Annotated in this window: 14 protein-coding genes; 11 read left to right on the top strand and 3 right to left on the bottom strand. The window is 77.1% G+C overall.

Translation table 11 applies throughout. The annotated features are described in order from the left end of the window. Nucleotides 1-6: 6 nt before the first annotated feature. The 4 genes from EMA09_RS01825 to EMA09_RS01810 all read left to right on the top strand — a co-directional run bounded on the left by EMA09_RS01825 (nt 7) and on the right by EMA09_RS01810 (nt 4637). Complete coding sequence (locus tag EMA09_RS01825) at nt 7-1473, top strand: ornithine decarboxylase (RefSeq protein WP_129838221.1); 1467 nt, start codon at nt 7-9, stop codon at nt 1471-1473. Then, nucleotides 1470-2033 carry an isochorismatase family cysteine hydrolase gene (locus EMA09_RS01820; protein ID WP_276324152.1) on the top strand — a complete coding sequence of 188 codons (564 nt, stop codon included), beginning with the start codon at nt 1470-1472 and terminating at the stop codon, nt 2031-2033. Before EMA09_RS01825 ends, EMA09_RS01820 begins: the two co-directional genes overlap by 4 nt. A gap of 261 nt (nt 2034-2294) precedes the next feature. After that, nucleotides 2295-4115 carry a serine/threonine-protein kinase gene (locus EMA09_RS01815; RefSeq protein WP_129838220.1) on the top strand — a complete coding sequence of 607 codons (1821 nt, stop codon included), beginning with the start codon at nt 2295-2297 and terminating at the stop codon, nt 4113-4115. Nucleotides 4116-4139: 24 nt separating this feature from the next. Next, nucleotides 4140-4637, top strand: a complete 498-nt coding sequence (locus EMA09_RS01810) for a hypothetical protein (RefSeq protein ID WP_129838219.1) — start codon at nt 4140-4142, stop codon at nt 4635-4637. A 40-nt stretch (nt 4638-4677) separates the two neighbouring features. On the opposite strand, the gene EMA09_RS01805 is transcribed toward EMA09_RS01810, so the two are convergent. After that, nucleotides 4678-5769, bottom strand: a complete 1092-nt coding sequence (locus EMA09_RS01805; protein ID WP_129838218.1) for an aminoglycoside phosphotransferase family protein — start codon at nt 5767-5769, stop codon at nt 4678-4680. Nucleotides 5770-5999: 230 nt separating this feature from the next. On the opposite strand from EMA09_RS01805, the gene EMA09_RS01800 reads away from it, so the two are divergent. Next, nucleotides 6000-7469, top strand: a complete 1470-nt coding sequence (locus EMA09_RS01800) for a hypothetical protein (protein WP_129838217.1) — start codon at nt 6000-6002, stop codon at nt 7467-7469. Between the two features lie 424 nt (nt 7470-7893). Here EMA09_RS01800 and EMA09_RS01795 read toward each other — a convergent pair whose 3' ends face one another. After that, nucleotides 7894-9078 (bottom strand): SpoIIE family protein phosphatase, encoded by a 1185-nt coding sequence (locus tag EMA09_RS01795; RefSeq protein WP_129838216.1) that lies wholly within the window; start codon nt 9076-9078, stop codon nt 7894-7896. 268 nt (nt 9079-9346) lie between these two features. On the opposite strand from EMA09_RS01795, the gene EMA09_RS01790 reads away from it, so the two are divergent. Then, on the top strand, nt 9347-10840 hold the full coding sequence (locus EMA09_RS01790) for a HEAT repeat domain-containing protein (RefSeq protein WP_129838215.1): 1494 nt from the start codon (nt 9347-9349) through the stop codon (nt 10838-10840). Between the two features lie 11 nt (nt 10841-10851). Here the strand turns inward: EMA09_RS01790 and EMA09_RS01785 are convergent, their stop codons facing one another. Further along, nucleotides 10852-11319 (bottom strand): cyclic nucleotide-binding domain-containing protein, encoded by a 468-nt coding sequence (locus EMA09_RS01785; RefSeq protein ID WP_129838214.1) that lies wholly within the window; start codon nt 11317-11319, stop codon nt 10852-10854. 348 nt (nt 11320-11667) lie between these two features. Here EMA09_RS01785 and EMA09_RS01780 point away from each other — a divergent pair, with 348 nt between their 5' ends. The 5 genes from EMA09_RS01780 (at nt 11668) to EMA09_RS01760 (ending at nt 23286) form a co-directional block, all read left to right on the top strand. Then, the gene (locus EMA09_RS01780; protein ID WP_129838213.1) at nt 11668-13998 is read left to right on the top strand and encodes a SpoIIE family protein phosphatase; all 2331 of its coding nucleotides are present in this window, start codon (nt 11668-11670) and stop codon (nt 13996-13998) included. Between the two features lie 8 nt (nt 13999-14006). Next, on the top strand, nt 14007-16124 hold the full coding sequence (locus tag EMA09_RS01775) for a SpoIIE family protein phosphatase (protein WP_129838211.1): 2118 nt from the start codon (nt 14007-14009) through the stop codon (nt 16122-16124). Between the two features lie 101 nt (nt 16125-16225). Continuing rightward, a complete protein-coding gene (locus tag EMA09_RS01770) occupies nt 16226-17758 on the top strand; it encodes a hypothetical protein (RefSeq protein WP_129838209.1) in 1533 nt (510 codons plus the stop codon). Next, complete coding sequence (locus EMA09_RS01765) at nt 17755-18606, top strand: hypothetical protein (RefSeq protein WP_129838207.1); 852 nt, start codon at nt 17755-17757, stop codon at nt 18604-18606. The genes EMA09_RS01770 and EMA09_RS01765 overlap by 4 nt, the downstream gene beginning before the upstream one ends. A gap of 33 nt (nt 18607-18639) precedes the next feature. Continuing rightward, on the top strand, nt 18640-23286 hold the full coding sequence (locus tag EMA09_RS01760; RefSeq protein ID WP_129838205.1) for a hypothetical protein: 4647 nt from the start codon (nt 18640-18642) through the stop codon (nt 23284-23286). Nucleotides 23287-23291 lie beyond the last annotated feature (5 nt).

Below are 23291 nucleotides of genomic sequence, written 5' to 3'. Positions count from 1 at the left end.
GGCGTCATGGACCACGCGCGAGCCCCCGTACTGGAAGCGCTGGCCGCCTACCACGCGACCGGCCAGAAGCCGTTCACCCCGCCCGGCCACAAGCAGGCCCGCGGCGCCGACCCGCGCGTGCGCGACGTGCTCGGGGACGCCGTGTTCCGCTCCGACGTGCTCGCGATCGCCGGGCTCGACGACCGCACGTCGTCCGGCGGCGTGCTGGCGGACGCCCAGCGGCTGATGGCCGACGCCGTGGGCGCCGACCACACGTTCTTCACGACCTGCGGCAGCTCCCTGTCGGTCAAGTCCGCCATGCTGTCGGTGGCCGGACCGCACGAGAAGCTCGTCGTCGGCCGGGACGCGCACAAGTCCGTCGTCTCGGGCCTCATCCTGTCGGGCGTCACCCCCGTGTGGGTGGACCCGCAGTGGGACCCGGACCTGCGCCTCGCGCACCCGCCCGCGCCGGAGGCGTTCGACGCGGCCCTCGCCGAGCACCCGGACGCGGCCGGAGCCCTCGTCACCTCCCCGACCCCCTACGGCACCTGCACCGACCTGGCTGCCGTCGCCGAGGTGTGCCACGCACGGGGCAAGCCGCTCATCGTCGACGAGGCGTGGGGCGCGCACCTCCCGTTCCACCCCGACCTGCCCACGTGGGCCATGGACGCGGGCGCCGACGTGTGCGTCACCTCCGTCCACAAGATGGGCTCCGGCCTCGAACAGGGCTCCGTCTTCCACCTGCGGGGCGACCTCATCGCCCCCGAGGTCCTCGCCGCCCGCGCCGACCTGCTCGGCACCACCAGCCCGAACGTCCTCATCTACGCCGCCCTCGACGGCTGGCGGCGCCAGATGGTGGAGACCGGCCGGCAGCTCTACGACCGCGCCCTGCCCCTCGCGCACGACGTCCGCGCGCGCCTGGCGGACATCGACGGACTCCACGTCCACGGCCGGGACGACTTCTGCGGCCCCGGCCGCGCCGCCGACCTCGACCCGCTGCAGATCATCATCGACGTGTCCGCGCTCGGCACCACCGGCTACCGCGTCGCCGACCGGCTGCGCGCCCGGCACGCCCTCAACGCCCACGTCAGCGACCACCGCCGCGTCAGCGCCCAGCTCACCCACGCCGACGACGAGGAGAGCGCCGACGCCCTGGTCGCGGCCCTGACCGAGGTCGCCGCCCACGCGGACGGACTGCGGCCCGCGCCGGCCGTCGACGTACCGCCGCCCCGGCGGATGCGCCTGGAGCAGGTCATGCTGCCCCGCGACGCGTTCTTCGGCCCGACCGAGCAGGTCCCCGCGCGGGAGGCGGCCGGACGCGTCGCCGCCGAGATGCTCACCCCCTACCCGCCGGGCATCCCCGCCGCGCTCCCCGGGGAGCGGCTCACCGGCGACATGGTGCGGTACCTGCGCAGCGGCGTCGCGGCCGGCATGGTCGTGCCGGACGCCGCGGACGGGACGCTGGACAGCTTCCGCGTGGCGGTGGAGCGGTGAACGCCCCGCCCGCCACGAGGGGCGGCTCGGCGCTCGTCGTGATCGACATGATCAACACCTACGACCACCCGGACGCCGACCTCCTGCTGCCGTCCGTCAGGGCCGCCCTGCCCGGCATGCGCCGCCTCATCGGACGCGCCCGCGACGAGGAGGTGGACGTCATCTACGTCAACGACAACTTCGGCCGCTGGCGCTCCCACCACGACGAACTCCTCGCCGGCGCCCTGCGCGGACCGCACGCCGACCTCGTGGCACCGGTCCGGCCCGACGGGGACTCCCTGTTCGTCGTCAAGGCCCGGCACTCGATCTTCTACGAGACACCGCTCGAATACCTGCTCGCCGAGTACGGCATCGGGCACGTGGTGCTGTGCGGCCAGGTCACCGAGCAGTGCGTCCTGTACTCCGCGCTCGACGCCCACATCCGGCACCTCCGGGTCACCGTCCCGACGGACGCCGTCGCCTGCATCCACCCCGACCTCGCCGACGCGGCGCTGCGCATGATGGAACGCAACATGGCGGTCCGCCTCGCCGACTCCGGCAGCACCGGCCTGTTCGGCTGAGCCGCCCCGCCGTCACCTGGGGGAGTGGCGGGAGGGTACGGCCGCCGCGGTCCGTGTCGCCGGTTCGGGCGACGGCGGCGCGCTGCCGCCGGCCCCGCGCGACCCGTGCCGTCCGCGGCGCGCGCGTCCTCCCGTGACGCGCCGGAAAGCTTCCGGGCCGTCACTTTGCCGTTCTCCGGCATAGGAACCCTCGCGCCCGGTGACCATACTGGAGGACAAGGGGGCGGGCACGGAGGACGGACGGGGGGCGAGCGACGCACGATGGCCGAGGGCATGCTGATCCATGGCCGCTACCACCTGCTGGAGCTGATCGGGCGCGGTGGCATGGGGGAGGTCTGGCGGGCGCGGGACGAGTCCCTCGACCGCCGGGTGGCGGTCAAGTGTCTCAAACCGATGGGCGGCCGGCAGGACGAGACGTTCCTGCGGACGCTCCGCGAGCGGTTCCGCAGGGAGGCCCGCGTGGCCGCGGCGCTCCAGCACCGCGGCGTCACCGTGGTGCACGACTTCGGCGAGTACGAGGGCGTCCTCTACCTCGTCATGGAACTGCTGGAGGGCAACAACCTGAGCGAACTCCTGGCCGCGCGCGGCGGTGCCCCCATGCCGGTGGCCGACATCGCCGACATCGCCGAGCAGGTCGCCGCCGCCCTCGCGTACACGCACGGCCGCGGCATCGTGCACCGTGACCTCAAACCGGCCAACATCATGCGCCTCACCGACGGCACCGTGAAGATCTGCGACTTCGGCATCGCCCGGCTCGCCGACAGCATCGGCCTCACCTCCAAGCTCACCAGCGCCGGCATGGCCATGGGCACCCCGCACTACATGTCGCCCGAGCAGATCGCCGGCACGGACGTGGACCACCGCAGCGACATCTACTCGCTCGGCTGCGTCCTGTACGAACTCGCCACCGGCTCGCCGCCGTTCGACCTCGGTGACCCGTGGTCCATCCTCATCGGCCACCGCGACACCGAACCCGAGCCGCCGAGCGTCCGCAGGCCCGACCTGCCGCGCGAACTCGACGACTTCGTCCTCGCCCTCCTCGCGAAGGACCCCGACGACCGGCCCGACGACGTGGCCGAGCCCGCGCGCACCCTGCACGCCCTGGTGCACCCGGCCACCGGGGCGCCCTTCCCCCGGCAGCACCGCGCCACCGCGCGCATGCCCGCCTGGACCCACGGCATGCGGCCCGGCTGGCGTGCCTCCGGCGCCTGGTCCACCCGGCTCCCGCCGGCCGACCGCACCGGCGGCCTCACCGGCCAGTGGACCGGCGCCGTCGCGACCCTCGTCCAGACACCGGCCGGCCGGCGCAGCCCCGCGCCGGAGTACCTCGCCGTCCTCGACAGCCGCCACCGCGCCGCCCTCGGCCTCGGCCGCCTCGGCCGCTGGAGCGAGGCGTACGACGTGCACCGCCTCGTGGCCGCCGAGCGGGAGCGCACCCTCGGCCGCGACCACCCCGCCACCCTGGAGAGCCAGTACTTCGTCTCCTACGCCCTCGGCCGCCTCGGCCGCTGGGAGGAGGCGCTCGCCGGCCACGGCTACGTCGCCGACGTCCGCGCCCGCGTCCTCGGCCCCGACGACCCCGCCGTCCTGGAGACCCGCTACGAGGCGGCCGTCTGCCTCGGCAGGCTCGGCCGCCCCGGCGAGGCGCTGCGGCTCTACCAGCACCTCGCCGCGGCGTGGGCGCGCGTCACCGACCCGGCGCACTTCCAGACCCTGCGCGCCCGCCACGGCGTCGGCATCAGCCTCGGCCGCCTCGGCCGCTGGGAGGAGGCGCTCGCCGAGGCCCGCCAGGTCCGGGCGCTGCGCGCCGGCACGCTCGGCCCGGAACACCCCGACACCCTGGTCAGCCACCGCGAGGTGGCGCTGGCGCAGAGCTGGCTCGGCCGCTGGGAGGAGGCGCTCGCCGACCACCGGGAGGTACGCCGCGCACGGGAGCGGGTCCTCGGCCACGGCCACCCGGACTCGGTCGCGAGCCGCAGCGAGGAGGCCGACTGCCTCCTGCGGCTCGGCAGGGACGCCGAGGCCGCCGCGCTGCACCGCTCGTCCGTGATCCCCGGCGACCGTCGCACCCCGGGGCGCTGACGCCCCCCGACGTACCATTGCGGCATGTCCTTTCTCCGCCGCCGCAACGCCGCTTCGCCCGCAGGCCCCGACTTCGACGTGCTCGCCATGGACCCCGGGGACTGGCCCGGCGTGCTCGGCGCCGGCCTGCTCCCGGCGCCCGACGGGAGCTGCCAGGGCGTCGTGCTGCGCTACGACCTGTTCGGCGGGCGCGGACCGGCCATGGTGATCGGGAACCTGCCGGAGGGCTCGCCCGCCCGCGAGACGGAGGACGGCGAGCCGCCGTTCGAGGTCCACCAGTTGCTCGCCGCGCTGGAGATGGACGAGGACGTCGAGGTGACGGGCACCGAGGAGGTACCCGTCATGCATGAGGACAACCTGCTGATCGTCCGCCGCATCCAGTGCTCCGAGACGCGGATCTCCTGCGTGCAGTTCGACCGCAGCGACGGCGTGCTCGTCACCATCGCGAGCTGGGACCGGCCCATCACCGACGACCTCTACCAGCTCCTGAAGCCGCTGCCCGCGGAGATGTTCCAGCGCTGAGCGACCTCCCGCGGCCGCGCGGCGGCGGCCGCGGACGGGGTCAGCGGGTGCCGACGGCGGCGCGCACCGCGCGGCGCGCGAGCGCCCAGTCGTCGTGCAGCCGCCGCAGCCGCAGCCGCTGCTCCTCGCCGTACGAGAGACCGCCCGTGGGCGCGGTCACGGTGTTGCGCATGGCGCGCTGGACGTTCTCCTCGCAGCGGCGGATCTCGCGCGTCAGCACCAGCGTCAGGTTCACGAGGAACGCGTCCCTGCCCCCGGGTCCCGACGCGTGCGCGAGCTGGCTGATGCGGCGCCGCGTCACCGGCACGTCGCCCAGGTCCGTCCACAGCGTCGCCAGGTCGTAGCCCGGCAGGTACCAGCCGGCGGACTCCCAGCCCAGCAGCACCGGCCCGGCCGGCGACAGCACGACGTTCTCCAGGCGTGCCGCGCCGTGGCAGAACTCCCGCGGCAGCTCCTGCCTGCCGCGCCGTGCCAGGCCGCACAGCAGCGTGTGCAGGTCGCTCATGTCCCGGTCGGCAAGCAGCCCGAGCGCGTTGTAACGGGCGAGCTGCGCCGGATAGTTCACGGCGTCGGGGAACGCGCCCTCCGGCGGCTGCCAGGAATTGACCCGGCCGAGCGCCTGCAGCGTGGCGCGCTGGTCGGTGGTCGCGGGCGGCGCCGACGGGTGGCGGCGCGGCACGGCCGTCCGGCCGGGCACGAACTCCGTCACCAGCGTGCAGCGGTGCGGATCGTCGGCGATCAGGCGGGGGACCCGCACGGGGGGCCGCAGCCGGACGAACGTCCGGTACGCCCCTATCTCCAGGCGGAACCGCTCGGCCCGCGCGCCGTTCGGCCCGGCGAGGCACTTCGCGACGACCGCGCGCCGCCCGGTCATGCCGGCCAGCACCAGCATCGTCCCGTCGTCGGCCAGGACCCGGGCCGCGGAGAAGTCGGGGCAGATCTCGGATACGGCGGCCAGCGCCGCGCGGAGCCGCTCCCCCCGGGCTCCCGAGAAGTCCAGCCGTCCGCCGGCCGGCGCCGCCCGGCGCGGTCCGTGGGCGCGGTCGTCGAGTCCCGCGGCGGTCCGGCCGACCGACGGGACGCGGGGACGCGGCCGGGGCCGGGTGGCGACGGGAGGGGGTGACGGATACATGAGGGGGCATCGTCCCTTCGGGTGCGACGGGTTCACGCGTTCCCCGGCCGGCGGTACGGGCACCCTGGGGGATGTGCCGCGCCGCCACCGACCGGAGTGACGCGGTGTCTACATCACCCTGTCCGACGGGTGGCACACCATGTGGCGGACCCTGGCGAAGCATGGCGAATCAGCTTCGGTGCGTTGCGCGTTGGTTACTGTCAACTCAGCCGAGATCCTGGGGGCTTGACGTGAGCAGCAGAACCAACACCCGTCTCGCGGACCTCTTCCGGCTCGCCGGCTGGTCCAAGGGTGAGCTCGCCAGGCTCGTGAACCGGCGGGCGGCGGCCTCGGGCTGCCCCCAACTGGCCACGGACACCTCGCGGGTGCGCCGCTGGATCGACATGGGGGAGATCCCCCGCGATCCGGTGCCGGAGCTGCTGGCGACGCTGTTCACGGAACGGCTCGGCCGTGTCGTGACCATCGAGGACCTCGGGTTACGCCGGCCAGGACGCGCGGGGGACGAGCTGTCCCTGCGCGGGGTGCCCTGGCCAGCGAGGCGGACGGCCGCGGTCCTCACCGAATTCACGGGAATGGACCTCATGCTCAACCGACGCGGCATGGTGGGCGCGGGCGCAGCGCTCGCCGCGGGATCCGCACTCAGCGACGCCATGTACGACTGGCTGCGGGCCGTCCCGGGCGGCTCGCCCGCGGCGGACCGCTTCGACGACGGCGCCGGCTTCGACCGTTACGAGGCGGCGCCCGCCGGCGTGGAGGAGGTCGAGGCGCTGGAACAGTCCGTCGAGATCTTCCGCGCGTGGGACGCCGCGCGCGGCGGCGGGCTGCAGCGCAAGGCGGTCGTCGGCCAGCTGAACGAGGTGGGCGGCATGCTCGCCTACCGCAACCCGCCCGCGCTCCAGCGCAGACTGTGGGGCGTCGCGGCCAACCTGGCCGTCCTCGCCGGCTGGATGTCGCACGACGTCGGCCTCGAACCCACCGCGCAGAAGTACTTCGTCATCGCCGCGCACGCGGCCCGCGAGGGCGGCGACCGGCCGCGCGCCGGCGAGGCCATGTCCCGCGCGGCCCGGCAGAAGGTGCACCTCGGCCGGCCCGACGAGGCACTCGACCTGATGGAGCTGGCCAGGGCCGGGATGGGCGACGAGGCGCTGCCCCGCACCCGCGCCATGCTCGCCACCATCGAGGCGTGGGCGCACGCCTCGATGGGCCGGGGCCGGGAGATGCGCCGCACCCTCGGCGAGGCCGAGGAACTGTTCGTCTCCCACGACGGGAACGTGCCGCCGCCGAGCTGGATGCAGATGTTCGACGAGGCGGACCTGTACGGCATGGAGGCCCTCGCGTACCGGACCCTCGCCGAGCACGACCCGTCCGCCGCGCCCGTCGCGGAGCGGTACGCCCGGCGGGCGCTGGCCCTGCGGGACGGCGGCAAGGCCCGCTCCCGGCTCTTCGACCAGATCTCCCTGGCGTCCGCGTGCCTGCTGGGGGACAACCCGGAGGAGGCCGACCGGACGGCCCGCCTGGCCCTGGCCGGGATGGGCGAGAACTCGTCGCACCGCACATGGGACCGGCTGCGGGAGATGTACCGCCTGACGGGCCGCTACGGCGGTCACGAGGGGATCGCCGCGCTGCGGGAGGAGATGGCGGAGCACTTCCCGGAACGCCTGCGCGCTGGCCTCGCGTCGGCGGACGGCCGCCTCGTGTGACGACACGGGTTCCCCGGCCGGGCGGCTCGCCCGCAGCACCCGCCGGGGAGCCCGCCCGCGCTCCGGCCGGGCACGGGGCACGCGCCGGTTCGTGCCGCCGGCCGTGCTTCCCGTGTCCGGGTGCGACGCGGGGCCGGGGGTTTCGGGGTGCGGGGTGGCCGTGCCGGCTCCACGCAGGCGGTCCGGCGCCCGCCGGCGTGGCGGCTCGTTCTGTCGGCGGTGTCCTTGGCGTCCGGCCGATCGCGCGGGTCACGTCCGCGCTGCCTGCGGCGTCGGACGTGGTGCGTCGAAGGGCACCGGATCGCGGCTCATGCCCGTCGTCTTCGCGCGATGCGCGCCGCACGGCGGGGTGGTCGTCCCAGCCGGACCGGCGCCGCCCGCCCGGAGCGGGCGCGACATGCCGGCCGGCCGGTGCGGGATCCGGCTACCGCCGGACGCGTGCCACCAGGACGCATGCCTCCTCGGCCCCGTCACCGGCCGCGTTCCGTGCCTCGGTGATCACGTCCAGGGCCTCCGCGGCGGTCGTCGCCTCGGTCAGCCGCGCCGCGAGGCCGAGCAGCCGCGGGTCCGCCCGGTGCCCGGGACCGCTGTCGAGGGCGCCGTCCGCCACGTCCCCGGCGATGTCCGAAAACAGACCGTCCGTATGGAGGACCAGTACGTCACCGGGCTCCAGGTCGTCCACACGTTCGGCGTACGTGGTGTCCGGCATCGCGCCCAGCAGCGTGCCCCGCGGCCGCGGCAGTGCCCTGCCGCGCCCCGACCGGTACAGCAGCGGCGCGGGGTGGCCCGCCTGCGCCCACGTGAGCAGCCGCGCGCCCGGCTCGTAGCGGCAGCACAGGGCGCTCGCCAGAACCGGCCGCGCGCCCCCGTCGAGCAGGTGGTTCAGGTGGCCGAGCAGGGCGGCCGGGCCCGCGCCGGTCAGCGCGATGCCCCGGATGCCGCCGAGCGCCGTCGCCATGTCGGCCTCCGCCGTCGCGCCGCGGCCGGACAGGTCGCCCACGGTCAGCAGCAGGCCGCCGTCCGGCAGGTCGAGCGCGTCGAGCCACTTGCCGCCGGGGCCGGGCGCCAGGCCGGGTGCACCGTCGGCCGGCAGGCGGCGCGCGGCCAGCTCGAGCGTCCCCGGGCCGCGGGCCGCGCGCCCGCCGGCCGACGCACCTCCCGGCCACGCCGTCAACGCGGCGTCGTCCACCGCGAGATCGATCCGCTCGCCCGCCTCCGCCGCGCCGGCGTCACCGGCCGCGTGCCCGATGAGCGCCCACAGGGCCACCGTGTCGCCGCCCTCGTCCAGCACCGGTTCGCCCGCCATCCGCACCGTGCGGAACGAGCCGTCCGACCGGTGCACGCGGAAGACGCAGTCCATCGGCCGCCCGTCCACCAGGCACTGTGTGACGGCCGCCGTCAGCGTCGGCTGGTCCTCGGCGGGCAGCCACGACGGCAACTCGTCGAGCGTCAGGGGACCCTCGCCGGGCGTCCGGCCGAAGAGGGTGAACAGGCCGGGCGACCACTGGACCGCGTCGGTCAGCAGGTTCCACTCGGCGCGGCCCGCCTCGGCCTCCGGCTCGGCGCCCTGGCGCTCCAGACCGCCGCCCGTTGCATCGAGCCGTTCCATCTCCGCCTCCCACCCGCCGCGGCAACCCCGCGTGGCCCTGCCCGTGCGCGCTCCCGCCGTCCGCGGCCGGTGCACCGGGCGCCGGACGGGTCCGACTCTGACACAGACCTACCCGCGCCACGCCATAATCAGCCGCTCGCGCCGCGGCCCGTTCCTTGGGCGCCGGGCGGCCGGGATGGCATGGTGGAGCCGGGCTCCGCACCGGTTGGGAGCCGCCAGGACGGAAATCCCGTTGCCACCGGCACAACCGCACCGGATGCTGACTCATATGTTCGCCAGTCCCACCGAAACCGACATAGCGCCCGGCGGAAGCCTTCTCGGGCTCCTCCAGCGAGGGCGCGGCGACGGCTGGCTGCACGCGCTGGCCGCCCCCCGGGCGGAGGCGGTGGCCGCCGTCGACCACTGCGTGCTGCACGACCCCCGCCACGACTGGCAGCTCGAACACCGCTCGCTCTACTACGCCCGTCTCTACGCCGAGCTGGACGCCGGCCTCGACGCCATCGCCGCCCACCTCGCCGACCCGGACGACCTGCTCCTGCCCGACGAGGAACGCACCGGCCTCGCCCTGTCCGTCCTCGGCCACCTCACCGGCCTCACCCACAGCTCCGGGTCCACCGCCGCGCGCCTCAACACCAGCGCCCTCGCCCTCCTGCGCCAGTACGCCGTCCACGGCGCGAACTGGCGGTGGGCGCTCGACGAACTCGCCGTCCACGACGACGACGCGGGCCTCGCCGCGATCGGCCCGGCCGTCCTGGCCCGCTTCCCGGCCGGTGAGGAGGGGGACGCGGCGCTCGCCGCCGCCGTCCGCGACGCGTTCGAGCCCCGCCCCTGGCACCTGTGGGCGCGGGACCCGGCCCGGCCGGCCCAGCGCGCCCGCCTCGCCCGCGCCCTGGAGGCCGGGTCCTTCGACCGCTGGCAGCGGCAGCTCCGCCCGCCGGGGCCGCGCCCCGGATGGAGCGTCGGCGCCGTCCTCGCCTGGGCGCAGGACGGCTGGGACAGCGTGCCGCGCCAGTGGCGCGAGGCCCCCGCCGCCCGCTGCCTCGGCGCGGTCGCGGGTCCGGGCGACCGCCCGGAGCTGCTGGCCGCGGCGGCGGACGGCGCCCCCGCCGCCCGCGCCGCCGCGCTCCGCCACCTCGCCGAGCGCGACGACCCGGACGTCTGCCCCCTCATCGAGGCGGCCGCCACCGCGCCCGACGCGGACGTCGCACGCGCCGCGCTGACCGCCTTCACCCGCATGTGCGGCCCCGACGCGCTGGCCCACGCCAGGCGGTGGGCGCGCCGCGACGACGCGCTCGGCACCACGGCCGCCACCGTCCTGGCCCGCCGCGGCGACCCGGGCGACGCGCCCGCCGTGCTGGACGCCCTGCGCCGCGCCCTGCGGCGGCACGGAGCGCAGGCCGAGGAGCTGCGGCCCCTGATCGAGGGCGCGGGCCGGCTCGGGATCCGGGGCGCCGTGCCCGTCCTGCGCCGTGTGTACCGGGAGACGGCCTCCTCACGGCTGCGCGGGGAGGCGGCCGGCGCGCTCGCCGTGACGGACCCGTCGTTCGCCGCCGGGTTCGCCGTCGAGTGCCTCTGGGACTGCGAGGAGGACACCCGCGCGACCGGCGCGCGGCACGCCACCACCGTGGACGCCCGTGTCGTGGAGCGCCTGCGCCGCCTCGCCGCCGATCCCGCCGAGCAGGCGGACGTGCAGACGGCCGTGCGCGGCCGGCTCGGCGGGCGGCCCGGCGGCACCCGCGCGCCCTCCGACCGGGGGGCGTGAGGCGCGGCGGCTCAGGGGGCGGGCCGCGGCCCGCCGCCCGCGTGCGGCGCGAACAGGTCGAGCAGCCGCGTGCGTTCCGTCCGCACCCGGGACGCCAGGATCTCCGCGACCACGCGCAGCAGGGTGTAGCCGAACGCCGGGTCCTCGTCGCACAGCTCCTGGACGGCGGCCCCGCCGAACTCGTACGCCCGCACCGGACTCAGCGCCTCCGCGCCGAAGTCCCACTCGTGCGGCGGGAACAGCCAGGACCAGCCCAGCATGTCGCCGGTGTCGAGCGACGACACCGCCACCGGCCGCCGCCCGCCGAGGCGCAGGTCGAGCCGGACCGTGCCCGACCGGATGATCCAGAACCGGTCGGCCCGCCCCCGCTCCTCGAAGAGGCGGTCGCCCTGGTCGAAGGTGACCTCGCGGGCCAGCGCCATCAGCCGGTCCCGGTGGTCCGGGGGCAGCGCGCGCAGGAGCCGTCGCGGTGCGGTCATCGTGGGCCTCCTCCCGTCCGCCACCCCCGTGCCTGCCGGTACCCGCCCCTCCATTGGACCTCCGCCGCACCGCGCCCGCATCCCGCGCCGCCCCCGGACGGACGCCCCCGGCTCGCCGGGCGGCGCGCCCGGGACCACAGTGGGACCCGGGGGAGGCCCACCGCCGGACGAAGGCCGAGGGAGGAACGTGAGCGCCGTCCCGCAGCCCCCGCCGGCGCCCTGCCCGGCGGGGCGTCCCTCCTCCTGATCGTCGCCGCCGACGGCACGGTCCGCGCCCGCGCAGGCGGCACCGGCGCGCTGGCCGTCGAGCTGACCGGCCGCACGTTCGACGACCTCGCGCACGCCACGATGCCCGGGCTGCTGGCCGACCCGGACTCCTGGGCCGGCATGACCCGCGCCGACGGCAGCGTCCACCGGGCCGTACCGCTGCGGCACCCGGGCGGCGCCGTGACGGAGGCGCGGCTCGACCTCTTCCCCCTGGACGTCCCCGACGACGCCCTGTCGCGGTACCTCGTCGTCCTCACCCCCGGGCCCGCCGCGCGGCGCCGGCAGGAGGACCAGGCCCTGCTGCGCGCCCTGTTCGCGCAGAACCAGGTCGGCATCGCCATCCACGACGAGACCCTGGCCATCACGCGCATGAACCTGCCGCCGGGCCGCCACCCCGACGCCACAGGCCCCCTGCGCGCCCTGCCGCTGCCCCAGCCGCTCGGCGCCCTCGTCGTCCCCGAGGACGCCGGTCCGCTTCAGGAACGCCTCGACCACGTGGCGCGCACCGGTGAGCCGCTCATCTACTCCGAGCACCCCGCCCGCCTCGTGTCGGCGCCCGACCGCGAGCGGGTCCTCGCCGTCACGGCCCTCCGGCTGAAGGACGCCGACCAGCACGTCCTCGGCATCGTCAGCCTGTTCACCGACATCACGGAGCAGCACCAGGCGCGCCGCCGCATGGCGATCCTGCACCGGGCCAGCGAACGCATCGGCCCGTCCCTCGACGTGCAGCGCAACGCCCACGAGCTGGCCGCCGTCCTCGTCCCCGGCTTCGCCGACCTCGCCACCGTGGACCTCGGGGCGGCCGTCCTCGCCGGCGACGAGCCGGGACCCTCGCTCCTCGGCCCGCCCGTGCGCCGCGTCGCCGCCGTGTCGGCGGACGGCCACTGGCCGGCCGGCCTGCGCAGGACCGGGGCGCTGTTCCGCGTGGACGCCCTGCCGGATCTGCCGGGCGGCACCGGCGTCGTCCTGGAACCGCACTGGGACAACCTGCGCGTCACCCCGCTCGGGCCGACGGCGCAGGACGAGGCGGCCGGCCCCGGCGACGGCAGGGGCGTGCTGTCCGGTGAACCCGGCTCCGGGCTCCTCGTCCCGCTGCGCGCCCGGGGGCAGCAGCTGGGCGTCCTCGCGCTGTGGCGGTCGCCCGCGCGGCCCCGCTTCACCCGCCAGGACGCCGACCTGATCGAGGAGATCGGCTCCCGCGCCGCCCTCAGCCTCGACAACGCCCGCCGCTACACCCGCGAGCACCGCACCCTGGAGAGCCTCCAGCGCAGCCTGCTGCCCCAGCCCGTGATCGAACTGCCCGGGGCGCACAGCGCGGGCAGCTACCTGCCCGCCGTGACGGCGGCGGGCATCGGCGGGAGCTGGTACGACGTCATCCCGCTGTCGTCGGCGCGCGTCGCGTTCGTCATCGGCACGGTCGCCGGGCACGGCCTGGGCGCGACGGCCACCATGGGACGGCTGCGGACCGCCGTGCAGACCCTCGCCGACATGGACCTGGCGCCGGACGAACTCCTCACGCGGCTCGACGACCTCGCGACCCGGCTGGCCGACACCGCGCCCCCCGCCGCGGCCGGCGAGGACGGCGGGCGGCCGGACGGCAGCGGCGCCGCTGCCGGCGGCGCCGTCGGCACGAGCTGCCTGTACTGCGTCTACGACCCCGTCACCAGCCAGTGCGTCCTGGCCGCCGCCGGCCGCATCGCCCCCCTCGTCGCCGCGCCCGGACGTCCCGCCGAGGAGATCGCCCTCAAGGCGGGACCGCCCCTCGGCGTCGGCGGCGTCCCGTTCGAGTCGGTCCGCATCGGCGTCGAACCGGACAGCCTCCTCGTCCTCCACAGCGGGGAACTCGTCGCCCCCGGGCCGGCGCGACCACCCGCGGAGCGCCGCCGCGACCTGCTGCGTGCCCGCGTCACCGAGGAGGCGGCCGGCGAACGCTCCCCGGCCGACATCGGGGAATCCCTGCTGGACGCCCTGCTGCCGGACCGCGCCCCGTCGAACGACGTGGCCCTCCTCGTCGCCCGCGTGCAGCCGCTGCCGCCCGGCGCCACCGCCGACTGGGAGTTCCCCGCCGACGCCGAGGTCGTCGGCCGCGCCCGCGACGCCGTCATCGACCAGCTGAAGGACTGGGACCTCACCGGCAACGCCTTCCCCACCGAACTCATCGTCAGCGAACTGGTCACCAACGCCATCCGCTACGCGGGCGGCCCCATCGGCCTGCGGCTCATCCTGAACGACACCCTCGTGTGCGAGGTCTCCGACCCCAGCGAGACCCAGCCGCACCTGCGCCGGGCACGCCCCACCGACGAGGGCGGACGCGGCCTGTTCCTCGTCGCCCAGCTCGCCCGCCGCTGGGGCAGCAGGTACACCGGCGCGGGCAAGACCATCTGGACCGAGCAGTCGCTGGAGCGGGGCTGAGAGCAGCCATGAACCGACCACCGGGCGACGGCCCCCGCGACCCCGAGCAGGAGACCGGCACGGCGTCGGACCCCGTCGCGCCGCGGGGACCCGGCACCGTCCACGACGCCGTCACGCCGCCCGGCGGCCTCCTCGACACGCTCGCCATCGCGGAGATCGTCCTCGACGGCGCCGGGCGCGTCCTGCTGTGGGGACCCGGCGCCGAACGCCTCTTCGGCCACCGCGCCGACGCCGTCACCGGCCGCTCCGTCGTCGACCTGCTCGGCCCCGGGCGCCCCCGCCGCCTCACCGCCGACTGGCTGCGCAGGCCCGGCGGCCCCGACTGGTCGGGCGGCCTGCCCGTGCGGTTCGCCGACGGCCTGCTGCGCCGGGCCGAGTTCCGCGCCCAGTGGACGGCAGGACCGCACGGCGAGCCGCGCGCCCTCGTCATCGCCGCCGGCACCGGCACCGTCCGCCGCCTGGAGACCGACCTCGCGCTGTCCGCCGGCATCGTCGACCAGTCGCCGCTGTCCATCGCCCTCCTCGACGCCAAACTCCGCTGGATCCGCGCCAACCCGGCGATGGAGGAACTGACCGGCCTGCCCGCCGACCGGCTCACCGGCCGCCGCTTCGGCGAGACATGGCGGGGCGCGGACCTGACCGGGGTCGAGGCGGCCCTGCGCCGCGTCCTCGCCACCGGCGAGCCCCTCCTCGGCCAGCACACGACGGCCCGCACCCTCGCCGACCCCGGCCACGAGCACATCTGGTCCGTCTCCTACTACCGCGTCGCCGTCCCCGGCGGCCGCACCTACGGCGTCGCGGCGGCCGCCCTGGACGTGACGGAACGGGAGCAGGCCGTCGCCGAGGTCAGCGCAGCCCGCGAGCGCCTCGCCGTCATCGCCGACGCCGGCGCCCGCATCGGCACCACCCTCGACCTGGCCACGACCGCCCGCGAACTCGCCGCCGTCACCGTGCCCCGGCTCGCCGACCTCGCCGCCGTCGACATCCTCGACGCCGTCCTCGACAACGAGGCCGGCACCCCATCCCTCCGGGACGGCCCCGCCCTCGTCCGCACCCTGGCCGCCGTCGCACGCGCCGCCGCCCGCGAGGGCCGCGCCGCCCACCCGCTGAGCGACGGCGCCGGCCACGCCGCGCCCGACGTGGTCACGGATGTCGCACGGGAGGCGAGGCCGCGGCTGCTCACCCGGCTGGGGTCCGAGCAACTGCCCGGCATCGCCCGCGACGAGGACGCCGCCGCGGCGCTGGCACGGGCCGGCGTCCACTCGGCGCTCGTCGTCCCGCTCATCGCCCGCGGCGACGTCCTCGGCACGCTCACCCTGAGCCGTACGCGCGAGCGCCGCCCGTTCGACACCGAGGACCTCGCCCTCGCCGGCGAACTCGCCGCCCGCGCCGCCATCAGCGTGGACAACGCGCGCCTCTACGGCCGCCAGCGCGACATCGCGCTCATCCTCCAGCGCAGCCTGCGCCCCCAGCTCCCCGAGGGCCGCGACCTCGACGTCGCCCTGCGCTACCTGCCCGCCGTCAGCGAGGCCGGCGGCGACTGGGCCGACGTCCTGCGGCTGTCGGACGGCCGCTTCGGACTCGTCGTCGGCGATGTCATGGGCAAGGGCGTCCACGCCGCCGCCATCATGGGCCAGTTGCGCTCGACCATCCGCGCCCTGGCCCGCCTCGACCTGCCGCCCGCCGAACTCCTCGGCCACCTCGACGAGGTGGTCCGCTCCCTCGGCACGACGATCGCCACCTGCGTGTACGCCGTGTGCGACCCGGCAGCGGGCCGGTGCACCATCGCCAGCGCCGGGCACCTGCCGCCCGTCCTGGTCCAGCCCGACGGCACCGCCGACCTGCTGCGGCTGCCCAACGCCGTCCCCCTCGGCGTCGGCGGGGTCCCGTTCACCGAGGACCGCAGACCGCTGCCGGACGGGGCGACCATCGCCCTGTTCACCGACGGCCTCGTCGAGGAGCGCGACGCCCCCATCGACGAGGGACTCGAAGCCCTCCGCGCCCTCCTCGAAGGCCCCCCGGCCCCGCTGGAGGAGACGTGCGACCGCGTCCTCGCCGGCCGCCGCCGCGCCACGCCCGCCGACGACGTGGCCCTGCTCCTGGCCCGCAACCACACCCCCTACTGACGCCGGCCGGCGACCGGGCACCGGTGGCCCGCGGGCCGGCCGAAGCGTCCGCATCCGTGCGGAATCGCTCGTTGTCAGTCCCACCGCCTAGGGTGTGCCTCGTGACCGCACCCGCCTCGTCGACACACGCGCCGACCGGTGCGGGTCAGCTCCCCACCAGGCCGGCTCCCGGGCCGGCCGCGGACGAGGGACTGGCCCGCCGCCTGCGCGCCCTCGCCTGCACCGCCCCCCTCCACGACCTCGACGCGCGCAAGGCCAACCTGGCCGGCGAGTACAGCACCTACAGCATGGCCGAGGTGGCGCTCGCCGCCATCGACCTCGTCACCCTCGCCATGGACTTCGACGCCGGCGCCGACCACGAGCTGATCGTCGCCCGCCTGCTGCCGCGCGTCGCCGCCCAGGCGCCGGCCCGCCCCGCCGCCGAGCACGAGCGCGTCGCCCGCTGGGTCCTCGACAACCTGATCAACGTCGGCAGCGTCAACCGCGGCTTCCGCGCCGTCTACGGCACCTTCGACCCCGACGGCTCCTACGTCCGCCGCGACTACGACTTCAAGCTCATCGAGGAGGTCCCGGGCCCCGGCGGCGGCGTGTGGCTGCGCACCACCGACGAGGCCGTCAACGTCCTCGTCGGCGCCCTCGACACCGACGTCACCAGCGCCCAGATCGCCGCCGAGGTCAAACTGGAGGTCCTCATCAGCCGGGGCCGCCTCGCCGACGCCCAGCTCGCCGCCGAACAGGCCCGCTACCGCACCGTCCAGTACGCCGAGGCCCTGCGCCGCACCCTGGAGAGCACCCGCCGCGACGTCCGCTCCGTCGACTGGCTCAGGGCCGTCCCCGACATGATCGCCGAGGCCCTGGACCACATCGCCGACCGCTACCGCCACGAGAACGCGATCCTCACCAACATCCGCCGCGCCCGCGACGAGGCCACGGCGCCGGGCCACCGGCTGCGCGCCGCCGAGCTGGTCGACATCGTCAAGGACTGCATCCGCCGCCACACCCAGCTCCAGTCCCGCCTGCTGGAGGCGGGCCCGCTCTTCCGCGCCGAGCAGGACCGGCAGGCGTTCGCCGCGCCCGCCGCCCGCGCCGGCACCGACCTGTACGGGCAGCTCCTCGCCCCCCTGCTGACCGAGCCGCTGGAGCGCGCCACCCGCGTCACCGACGCGTTCTTCGCCCGCGGCACGGCACCACGCCCGCCGGGCGCCGTCCGCCTCGCCGACCTCACCGAACAGCTCCTCACCCCGCCCGCGCCGCGCGACCACCTCGGCGCCGAGCTGCCCGAGCCCGACCTCGTCGCCACACCCGACGACAGCCGGTTCACCGAGGAGCAGCTCGCCACCGCCCTCGACCTGCTGCGGCTGCCCGACGACGCCCCGCGCCGCCTGTCCGGCCTCCTCGCCGACGCCCGCCGCGCCGACCCCGACCTGCCGCACCTCGTCGCCCTGCTCGCCGTCCACGCGGCCAGCCCGCCCGTCGGCACGGCCTACCGCCAGGGCGAACCGCGCCTGCTGTTCGCCGTGGACGACGGCACCGAGCTCACCGACCCCGACATCGGCGGCGCCGACCTCATCGTCGGCACCGCCCTGCTGGACGCGGCCGGCATGGCCCAGGAGCGGACGGAAGGCACCGCATGACCGACACCGAGCGGCCCGTCGCCGCCCCCCTCACCCCCGGCGACGCCGCCGACGCCGCCCGGCTCGTCTCCTTCGGCCTCCAGCCGAAGGTCTCACCCGCCCGGGACGCCGAATACGGCACCCTGCTGCGCCGCTACCAGGAGGAGCCGCCGTTCGCCCGCCTCGCCGACGCCGTCGCCGCCGGCCTCGGCCTCGTCGTCCTGGAGGTGTCCCCCGGCGCGGGGATGGCCGTCGCCGCCGCGGAGGACTCGGTGTTCGCCGTCCGCATGAGCGAGTACGCCCGCCGCGCCGCCACCGACACCGCCGACCGCTTCCTCCACGGCCTGGCCCATCTCGCGGTCGCGGCCCTGGCGTTCCCCCGCCCGGCCGACCTCGCCGACGACGGGTACATCGGGCGCGTCACCGTGGGCGGCGTCGAGGCGTTCGTCCGCCAGGCGTGCCGCCGCCTCGCCGAACAGGCCGCCGAGCACGGCGAGAACACCGACCCCGCCACCGACAGCCCCGGCCTCGAGGCCGCCTGGCGCGTCTACGCCCGCCGCACCGCGACCGGCGCGACGAAGGACGCCCGCCGCCTCGCCGGCTCCACCACCGGCATCGTCGGCAAGGCCGTCGCCTTCCTCGCCGACTCCGGTTTCCTCCAGCGCACCGGGGACGAGGCGGGCGGCACCTTCCGCACCACCGCCCGCTACCGCCTCCAGGTCCGCGAACTGGCCGCCACCGCCGCCATGGGCGAGCTCCTCGCCCTCGGCATCGTCCCCGTCGCCGACGGCAGCGGGACCCTCCTGCCCCCCACCGACGAGGACGCACTGGGGCTCGTGCCCGACGCCGGCCTCCCGTTCCACGGCTGAGGCCGTGCCCCCGTTCGCGTAAGGACCTCCACGATGTACGAGCTGGCCCGCATCCGTCTGTACTCCATCGGCCCGGCGGGCGCCCGGTACGCGGACACCCTCCTCGACCTGCGCGGCGTGGGCGCGCCCGTCCCCGAACCGGCGCCCGCCCAGGCCGACTTCTTCGAGGACGAGCCGCAGGGGCCGCCGCGCAGGCCCGCGCCGGCCGGCGTCCTGTTCCTGGAGAACGGCGGCGGCAAGTCGGTGCTGCTCAAGCTGATCTTCTCCGTCATGCTGCCCGGCCACCGCAACACCCTGGGCGGCGCCAGCTCCGGCGTGCTGCGCAAGTTCCTCCTCGCCGACGACTGCGGCCACGTGGCCCTGGAGTGGCAGCACACCCGCACCGGCGAGACGGTCGTCGTCGGCAAGGTCAGCGAGTGGCGCGGCCACCAGGTCTCCAGCGACCCGCGGCGGTTCGCCGAGGCGTGGTACTCGTTCCGGCCGGGGCCCGGCATGAGCCTGGACTCCCTGCCCGTGGCCGAGTCCACCGCCCTGCGCCCGCGCGCCGACGGCGCCTCCGGCGCCCGCGGACGCCGCCGCACGATGAAGGGCTTCCGCGACGTCCTCACCGAGACCGGGAGGACCTACCCGAACCTGGACGTCGTCTGGGAGGAGATCCACGAACGCTGGATCGACCACCTCGGCGGCCTCGGTCTCGACCCCGAACTCTTCCGCTACCAGCGCGAGATGAACGCCGACGAGGGCGAGGCCGCCGGCCTCTTCGCCGTCCGGCACGACGCCGACTTCACCGACCTGCTGCTGCGCGCGGTCACCGACACCCGCGACACCGACGGCCTCGCCGACCTGGTGCACGGCTTCGCCCACAAGCTCGGCCGCCGCGCCGAGCTGACCGCCGAGCGTGACTTCACGGCCGGCTCCGTCGACCTCCTCACCCGCATCACCGAGGCCGCCGCCGAACGGGACGCAGCCCGCGGCGTCCACACCGCAGCCGAACAGCGCGTCCGGGGCCTCGCCCGGCGCCTGGCCGCCCGCGGCCGGGCGGAGCGGGACCGCACCACCGCGCTGGAGGAGCGCGCGGCAGCCGCCGCCCTGACCGTCACCGAGGCCGAGCGCGCCCGCGGCCTCGCCGCCCGCACCGCCGCCGAACTGGCCTACCGCCACGCGTCCCTCGCCCTCACCGCCGCCGAGAAGGCCGCGGCGGCGCAACGCCGCGAGCTGACCGAGGCCCGCACCCTCCAGGCCGCGTGGCAGGCCGCCGAGACGGTCCTGCGGCACCGGGCCGCCGCCGACCGCTCCGCCCGCGTGGCCGCCGCCATCCGCGAGGCCGAACGGGACGCGGCCCCGGCCCTCGCCGCCCGCGGCCGGGCCGCCGCCGCCCTGGTCCGCGCGCTGCGCACCGCCGCCGCCGACAGCGAACGCGTGGCCGCCGAGCACGAGGAGCGGTCGGCGACCCTCCTGGCCGCCGCCGAGACGGCCCACCGCGACGCCACCACCGCGGCCACCGAGGCGCAGCGCGCGCGCAGCGAGGGCGACCACCTGCGGCAGAGCCTCGCCGAGATGGACCAGGAGACCGAACAGGCGGTCCGCGCCGGCTGGCTGGAGGGCGCCGACCCGGCCCGCGCGGCGCTGGCGGCCGACGACGCCGCGCAGACCGCCGCCGCCGCGCTGGAGAGCGCCCGGGAGGCCGCCGGCCGGGCGGCGGAGCACGCCCGGCAGGCCACCGCGGCCCACGGCCGCGCCGAACTGGCCGCCGCCCGCGCCGCGGACGCGGCCGAGGCGGCCGGCGCGGCCTGGCGCGCGGAGCACCGCACCGCGGCCGCCCTGGCCGCCGAGCCACGCCTGTCCGAACTCCTCGGGCTCCCGCAGGACCCCGCGGGCGACCCGGCACCCGGCGCTGAGGCCGGCCCCGCGCTCACCGCCGAGGAGCTGGACCGCACCGCGGACGACCTCGCACGCCTCCTGGACGAGCGCACCGCGGCCGACGAGCGCAGGCTGTTCGAGCTGCGCACGGCGGCCGCCGACGACGCCCGCATCCTCGCCGCCCTCGGCGACGGCGGCCTCCTGCCGCCGGGTCCCGACGTCCTCGCCACCGTCGAGTACCTCGGCGAGCACGGCATCCCCGCCCTCCCCGGCTGGCGCTACCTCGCCCAGGCCGTCGACCCCGCCGACCACGCGGCCGTCCTCGCGGCCCGCCCCGAACTGGTCGACGGCGTCATCGTCACCGACCCGGCCGGGCACGCCCGCGCCCGCGAGGCCCTGGCGTCGGCCGCGCTCCTGCCGCGTTCCGCCGTCGCCGTCGGCACGGCCGCCGCCCTCCTGGCCCCCACACCGCCGTCGGCGGCGCCCGACAGCGGCGTGTTCCTCGTCCCGCCCAACCCGGCCATGCACGACGAGCACGCCGCCGACGGCGAGCGCCGCGCCCTGCGCGGGCGCGCCGCCGAGCGGGACGCGGACATCCGCGCCCTCGCCGCCAGGACCGCGGGGGACCGGGGGCTCGCGGCGCGCATCGCGTCCTGGCGGGCCGGCTGCCCGGCCGGCCGTCTCGCCGAACTGGCCGACGCCGCACGGCGCGCCCGCACCGAGGCGGACGCCGCGCGCGAGCGGCTGGCCGCGGCCGGCGCCACCCGCGCCGAGGCGGAGGAGGCCGCGGCCGAGGCGGCCGCCGCCCGCGACGCCCGGCAGGAGGCGGCGCAGCGCGCCCGCCGTTCCGCCGACGCCATCGCGGGCCTCGCCTTTCGGCTGCGCGACCGGCCGCGCCGGCAGGCGAGGCTGCGCGAACTGGCCGCCGAGGCCGCCGAGTCGGAGGCCCGCGCCGCCGCGTTCCTGGAGCGCGCCCGCGCGGCCGACGAGGACCGCAGGAGCGTGCAGCGCGCCGCCGACGACGCCCGCCGCACCGCCCGCGCCCTGCGCGCCGAACGGGCGGAGGTGTCCGGCGCCCCCGACGACGAGGTCTCCGACGACGGGACTCCCGGCGGCACCGCCGGCCGGGCCGCGCTGCCCGACCTGCGGGAGGCGTACCGCTCCGCGTCCCAGCTCTACGAGAAGGTCGGGGTCGGCGCCGACCTGCGCGCCGAACAGGCCCGCGCCGAGAGCGACGAGAGCGCGGCCCGCGCGGCCCTCGACCGGCTCAGCAACCGCGTCCGCACCCGCGCCGCGGCCCTCCTCGAGGGCACCGAGGGCGCGGACGGACCCTCCCGCCAGGCCGCCGCGGCGCGCGCCGAGGGGCTGGTGCAGCTCCTGGAGTCCCGCGCCTCCGCCGCGAGCGAGCGGCTCGGCCGGCTGCGCGGCGAGGCCGAGCGGCTCGCCCCCGCCGACGGTGCGAGCCACGTCGACCTCGCCCCCGACGACGTCCCCGAGGACGCGGACCGCGCCCGTGAGCTGCTGAAGGCCGCCACCGCCGGCCTCGCCGAGCGCGAGGACGCGCTCGCCGCCGCCCGCGAGGCCCACGACGGCCTGCTCCACGACCTCGCGGCGGCCAGGGACGCCGTGGGCGGCTTCGACGAGACGGCCGCCCTCCTGCGCGACCTGCTGCGCGACCCGGCCCCCGGCCAGCCGTCCGCCGAGCCCGACGGCACCGGCGACACCGCGCCCGCCGAGGACACCGACGCCTGGCCCGGCACCCTGGCCGAGGCCAGGCAGTCGGCGACCGACGCCCGCCGCGCGCTGCGGGCGTGCGCCGCCGGCCTCGCGGCGGCGGAGGCGGCCGTGCGGGAGGCGGCCGACCGCCTCGTCCGGCACGCCAACTCCACCCGCTACGAGCAGGTCCGCACCCCCGCCCGGCAGCAGATCCGCGAGCTTCCGGCCGCCGCCCTGCCGGCCCACGCCGCGGCCTGGGCCGAGGCGTTCGCGCCCAGGCTCCGCGTGCTCACCGACGAACTCGCCCAGCTCGAACGCAACCGCGGCAGCATCGTGGACCGCCTGCGCGGCCTCGTCGAGTCCTCGCTCGCCACCCTCCGCGCCGCGCAGCGCCTGTCCCGGCTGCCGGAGGGGCTGGGGGAGTGGTCGGGGCAGGAGTTCCTGCGCATCCGGTTCGACGACCCGGATCAGGCCACCCTGACCGAACGCCTCGGCGAGGTCGTGGACGAGACCACGCGCGCCGCCGTCCGGAAGAACTCCGACCTGCGCCGCGACGGCATGTCCCTCCTGCTGCGCGGTGTGCACGCCGCGCTCCAGCCCCGCGGGGTGCGGGTCGAGATCCTCAAGCCGGACGCCGTGCTGCGCGCCGAGCGGGTCCCGGTCGGCCAGATGGGGGACGTCTTCTCCGGCGGCCAGCTCCTCACCGCGGCGATCGCCCTGTACTGCACGATGGCCGCCCTCCGCAGCAACGACCGCGGCCACGACCGGCACCGGCACGCCGGCACCCTGTTCCTCGACAATCCCATCGGCCGCGCCAACGCCACCTACCTGCTGGAGCTGCAACGCGCCGTCGCCGACGCCCTCGGTGTGCAACTGCTCTACACCACCGGCCTGTTCGACACGACGGCGCTGGCCGAGTTCCCCCTCGTCATCCGGCTGCGGAACGACGCGGACCTCCGCGCCGGCCTGAAGTACATCAGCGTGGAGGAGCACCTGCGCCCCGGCCTGCCGCGGCCCGCCGCCGACGGGGAAGCCACCGTGCACGGGGAGATCACCGCCACGCGGGTGTTCCGCCGCCCGCCCCCGGACGGTGCCCAGGGCTGAGCGCG

This window comes from Streptomyces sp. RFCAC02 (assembly GCF_004193175.1).
Lineage (GTDB): Bacteria > Actinomycetota > Actinomycetes > Streptomycetales > Streptomycetaceae > Streptomyces.
Note: the sequence above shows the minus strand (reverse complement) of the source record. Positions and strands in the feature narration are given on the sequence as shown.

What these genes read in the sequence shown, in the direction of transcription:
- EMA09_RS01825 (WP_129838221.1), top strand. Translation starts at nt 7, where the DNA reads ATGGACCACGCGCGAGCCCCCGTACTGGAAGCGCTGGCCGCCTACCAC.
- EMA09_RS01815 (WP_129838220.1), top strand. Translation starts at nt 2,295, where the DNA reads ATGGCCGAGGGCATGCTGATCCATGGCCGCTACCACCTGCTGGAGCTG.
- EMA09_RS01810 (WP_129838219.1), top strand. Translation starts at nt 4,140, where the DNA reads ATGTCCTTTCTCCGCCGCCGCAACGCCGCTTCGCCCGCAGGCCCCGAC.
- EMA09_RS01805 (WP_129838218.1), bottom strand. Translation starts at nt 5,769, where the DNA reads ATGTATCCGTCACCCCCTCCCGTCGCCACCCGGCCCCGGCCGCGTCCC.
- EMA09_RS01795 (WP_129838216.1), bottom strand. Translation starts at nt 9,078, where the DNA reads ATGGAACGGCTCGATGCAACGGGCGGCGGTCTGGAGCGCCAGGGCGCC.
- EMA09_RS01790 (WP_129838215.1), top strand. Translation starts at nt 9,347, where the DNA reads ATGTTCGCCAGTCCCACCGAAACCGACATAGCGCCCGGCGGAAGCCTT.
- EMA09_RS01785 (WP_129838214.1), bottom strand. Translation starts at nt 11,319, where the DNA reads ATGACCGCACCGCGACGGCTCCTGCGCGCGCTGCCCCCGGACCACCGG.
- EMA09_RS01780 (WP_129838213.1), top strand. Translation starts at nt 11,668, where the DNA reads ATGCCCGGGCTGCTGGCCGACCCGGACTCCTGGGCCGGCATGACCCGC.
- EMA09_RS01775 (WP_129838211.1), top strand. Translation starts at nt 14,007, where the DNA reads ATGAACCGACCACCGGGCGACGGCCCCCGCGACCCCGAGCAGGAGACC.
- EMA09_RS01765 (WP_129838207.1), top strand. Translation starts at nt 17,755, where the DNA reads ATGACCGACACCGAGCGGCCCGTCGCCGCCCCCCTCACCCCCGGCGAC.
- EMA09_RS01760 (WP_129838205.1), top strand. Translation starts at nt 18,640, where the DNA reads ATGTACGAGCTGGCCCGCATCCGTCTGTACTCCATCGGCCCGGCGGGC.